4 protein-coding genes and 1 pseudogene are annotated in these 4410 nt (G+C 43.6%); 1 reads left to right on the top strand and 4 read right to left on the bottom strand.

The genetic code is table 11. The annotated features are described in order from the left end of the window. The coding region (locus B4F08_RS03970) for a citrate/2-methylcitrate synthase (protein ID WP_291373312.1) at window positions 1–200 on the top strand (200 nt) is incomplete at its 5' end. A gap of 145 nt (window positions 201–345) precedes the next feature. Here the strand turns inward: B4F08_RS03970 and B4F08_RS03965 are convergent. From B4F08_RS03965 to B4F08_RS03950, 4 genes and pseudogenes are all read right to left on the bottom strand, one after another. Next, window positions 346–1938, bottom strand: a complete 1593-nt coding sequence (locus B4F08_RS03965) for a flavin-containing monooxygenase (protein WP_291373310.1) — start codon at window positions 1936–1938, stop codon at window positions 346–348. 17 nt (window positions 1939–1955) lie between these two features. Then, window positions 1956–2800 (bottom strand): annotated as a pseudogene (locus B4F08_RS03960) (SDR family NAD(P)-dependent oxidoreductase). A 15-nt stretch (window positions 2801–2815) separates the two neighbouring features. Continuing rightward, on the bottom strand, window positions 2816–3772 hold the full coding sequence (locus B4F08_RS03955; RefSeq protein WP_291373308.1) for a metal-dependent hydrolase: 957 nt from the start codon (window positions 3770–3772) through the stop codon (window positions 2816–2818). A 182-nt stretch (window positions 3773–3954) separates the two neighbouring features. Beyond that, the coding region (locus B4F08_RS03950; protein ID WP_291373306.1) for a type IV secretion protein Rhs at window positions 3955–4410 on the bottom strand (456 nt) is incomplete at its 5' end.

Genomic DNA, 4410 nt, shown 5'->3' with positions numbered 1-4410 from the left:
TATACCCGAACGTAGACTTCTACTCAGGTATCATCCTTAAAGCGATTGGTATCCCGACAGAAATGTTTACAGTGATCTTCGCGCTTGCACGTACTGTTGGTTGGATCAGCCACTGGTTAGAAATGCACAGCGGTCCGTACAAGATCGGTCGTCCTCGTCAGCTTTACACTGGCGAAGTTCAACGCGACATCAACCGTTAATTCGGTCTGCGTTGATAGACAAAAAACCACCCTCATGGGTGGTTTTTTTATATGATGTAATTTAAATCAACAATGTATCAATAACATCATTTGAATATTCACAGTCTGTGCAAATTCAGGCGTTTTTACTGTTAATAAAGCTACTCTAAGCTTTAACAACATCGTAGTGTTTTAGCTCAAGTGCAGATAAATGTTGCTTTAACTCAGCCAAGGACCACGGCCAAGCCGCGAAGTTACGCCCATTTTGATCTAAATAATAGCTTGAGCACCCACCTCGGTTAAATACTGTGGTTTTCAAATGAGTTTGCACCTTGGCATTGTGATAACGCAGAAGATCTCGCCTGACCATCATACGTTTAAAGCCTTGCTGCTTCATTTTTAGTAGACCATCTACAATGTACTGAATCTGCGCTTCAGCAATCCCAATAAAAGAGTCATACACCAAGATATTTGGCCCTAGTACCAAAAATGCGTTCGGTACATTTTCCAAACTTGTACCTAAATACGCTTCTGGAGAACTGCCCTTCCAAAGGTCAGCCAATCGCTCACCTTGGGCATTCCATACCCGTTGTCCAATCGGAGGGTGTGCCACTTCAAAACCAGTTCCCCAGATAATGACATCGACCTCAAATCGCTCACCATTTGCAGCAATGACAGTCTGCCCATCAATCTCAACCAAACCTTGTGGCAACAGCGTGACATTGTCTTGTTGCAGTGCTGGATAATAATTATTGGCAAATAAAAGTCGCTTACAGCCAATCGAAAAGTTAGGCGTTACAGCTTTACGTAAGGCGTCATCGTGTATTTGCAATTTCAATAATTGACGGCTTAAAAAATTGACTGGCTCAAGCAGTGAAGGATGACGTAGCCCAAAGTTGATCCCTTTTAAAATACTGGAAACACTCTTCCTCCAACCTTGCTGAATCATCGGGAATTTGGCCACCAGCGATTTCACGCTAGCATTGAGCTGCATATCCGCTTTGGGCAAAACCCACGGCGCAGTTCGCTGAAATACGATCAGTTCTTTCGCCAACGGTTGAATTTGTGGAATAAACTGAATGGCCGATGCGCCTGTTCCAATCACTGCAACCCGCTTTCCCGTTAAGTCACAATCATGCTTCCAACGGGCTGAATGGAACATTTCTCCTTTAAACCCCATTATCCCTTTAATGTTAGGTAAAGACGGTTCTGTAATCGGCCCTGTGCTAAAAATCACAGTTCGTGCTTGATATGCCCCTTGAGAAGTTTCGAGTTGCCAAATACTCGCCTCTTCATTCCACTTTGCGCTGAGCAACTCATGCTGAAAACGGATTTTGTCTTGCAGCTCAAACTGCTCAACCACTTGTTCCAAGTAACTTAAAATCTCAGGTTGTTTCGCAAATAAGTGGCCCCATTGATGACTGGGCGCAAAGGAAAATGAATACAACGCCGAAGGTACATCACAGCCACAGCCGGGGTAATTATTATCACGCCACGTGCCACCAACTCTCTCCGCTTTTTCTAATACCAGATAGTCCTGATAGCCGACTTGTTTCATTTTATAAGCCGCAGCAATGCCCGAAATCCCAGCCCCTACAACAATGGTATCGTATGTATGTACGGCTTTAGGGTTAAGTACAGCCTTTTTACGAGCCTGCTTAGGTTGAGCTTCCGCAGTTTTTGACGTTGTCGTTTGATCTTGCATTTGATCAGACGGCGCTTGCACATCTGCTTGCTCTATCTCTAATTGCGTTTCCATATTCATTTTCTCTATTCTTATTTTGTGAGTTGATTAAACAGTGGATAACCTAGGCCTAAAAGCTTGACGTATAGGCTTGGCGATGCGCGTTTCATCCACCAAAACAATTTGGCATCGGGTTGTGGAATGGTATAAAGCTTGCCTGCATCTAAGCGATTCAAGGTTTTTTTGACTACAGCATCACTGGTGGTAAACGCATGGTTCATCAGCAGTTTGTCAGCCAGTCCAGAATAGCGACTCGGCAAACGCCCATTCTTCATAATATTGGTGGGCACCAAGGTCGGACACAGCACATTGACTGCAATGTTATAAGCATGAAGCTCTGAAGCTAAAGTTTCTGATAGTGCCAAAACACTAGACTTGGTCACGTTATACGCTGTCATCTCAGGGGCTGCGGTATAGCCCGCAGCCGATGCCACATTGATGATGGCACCAAAACCTTGCTGTTTAAATTTAGGTACAAAGTAGTGGCAACCATGAATTACCCCCCACAGGTTGACATGCATACACCACTGCCAATCTTCCAGAGATACCTCATCAAACTTACCACCTAGCCCAACTCCCGCATTATTGATGAGCAAGGTGACAGGATGTCCCAAAAGCTGTTCCGCTTGCTCCGCCAAAGTGTGTACAGATTCTTTTAATCCAACATCACAGTGCACCGCATAGGCTGACGCAGATGTCATCGACTGAATCAAATCTACCGTCTCCTGTGCTGAGCTTAATTCAATATCCGCACAGATGACATCACCACCACGCTTGGCCAATTCCAGTGCAAAGCTACGACCAATACCACTGCCTGCACCCGTTACGACAGCGTAAGCTTTTTGACTTGATTTATTTTTTTACTCAACAGTCCCATGTCATAATCTCCTTTTTATGATTTCAGTACTGGAGTAAATTCTTTGGTGAAGTACGGTGTGAGCACTCCTGTTTCAGGATGCAGTAAACGTTCTTTGTAATAATCTAAAAATGCAGAGGTATCATAATCATTCGGGTGAAAGCTCGGACGTAAATAGTCAAAAATATGCGTCCAGCTACTGCCATAAACACCCCGTTTTAGCCCAAACAACAGGCTGAAACTCCGTGGTACATCCTTCCAATAACTGAGACTCACCAAATTAGACGGTTTGCGATAAAACGGGACAAAAACTGATGCCACTGAAATCAGCAGTAAAATGGTGATAAGCGCTGGAAAAAAGCCTGCAATACGCAAAGCATAATTATTGGAAAGCGATTGAAACACATCATACGCAATGTCTTTATGCTCAGATTCCTCTAACATGTGCCACATCCAAATCGCCCGTTGTTTTTCATCTTGAGAATCGAAGAAAATCTCTTCATGGTTCATCATGTATTCGGACAGCACTGCGGTAAAATGTTCAATGCCCGCCATCAAAGACAATTTCATCGGTTGTGGTAAACGGTTAAAACCATAGTCGAAAACGATTTCAGCTAAATAGCGAAAAATGCCAACCGGCAAATCCACCTGTTTGAAAGTATCGTTCAACTCTTCATGTAACTTTGAATGCAGTGCCTCCTGACCAATCAAAGACGTCACACGTTGTTTTAATACAGGGTCAGTAAGGAAATCACGGTGATAGCGGGCGGTGTCAATCACCAAGTCCTCACCATAGGTCAGAAAGATCGAGAGTGATGCAAAGTAAGCACTCGCCAGCTCCGCATTTAGGTAGAATTTGGGATCAATTTTCTCCGCTTCAAAGTCAAATTTCATATGCCGAATCGGAATAATCGCAGACTGTTTTTCAGCATCGAATACTGGTCCCGCAAAAAATCGGTTGGCTTTACCTTTTAATGGAAGAGCGATACGCATAGGACATTCCTTCTTATTTTTAGCTCGTTTTCAGGCTCAATCTCACGATTTTTACCTGTGCTTTGCATTCAAAATAAGAGCCCACATCCCCTATGCCACTGGCATTTTTCTTCAAATAATTTGCAATTTATGACTTTAAAATCTGTTGTCTAACAATCACTCCACAGATTTATCTATCGGGGTCAGAACGAGGCTTTGTGTGCCACAAAGGGAATACACTGCTCATACGCTGAGCACTCTTCACCATAGTGTTTTTTAAGAAAATAGTCTTGCACCATTTGCGCCTGTTGTTCGATGCCATAGCTTAAAAACTGCTTCCCTTGTTTTAATGCATAACGGTATTGACGGTTAAAAAGCGCCTTACGGACTACAGCGAGTCCCTGCTGAATTTGCCAAACATGCGTCAGCTCATGAATCAACCAAGCTTGTTGATGAATCGGTTGATCGGCAAAATTTTCGCACCAGTCTTTGATATTAAAATAGACATGTCCATTCGGGCTAATCGCATAATGCGGCAGCACTGCTCGATGTGCGATAATTCGAACCGAATCCATGTTCAGACTGTTCCCGAAAATACTGCTCGCGAGCTTTTTTTCTGCTTCAGTCAGAGGACGGTTTTTAAGTTCAAACTTTTGCTG

Source organism: Acinetobacter sp. UBA6720, assembly GCF_002454215.1.
In the GTDB taxonomy this organism is placed as follows: Bacteria; Pseudomonadota; Gammaproteobacteria; order Pseudomonadales; family Moraxellaceae; genus Acinetobacter.
Note: the sequence above shows the minus strand (reverse complement) of the source record. Positions and strands in the feature narration are given on the sequence as shown.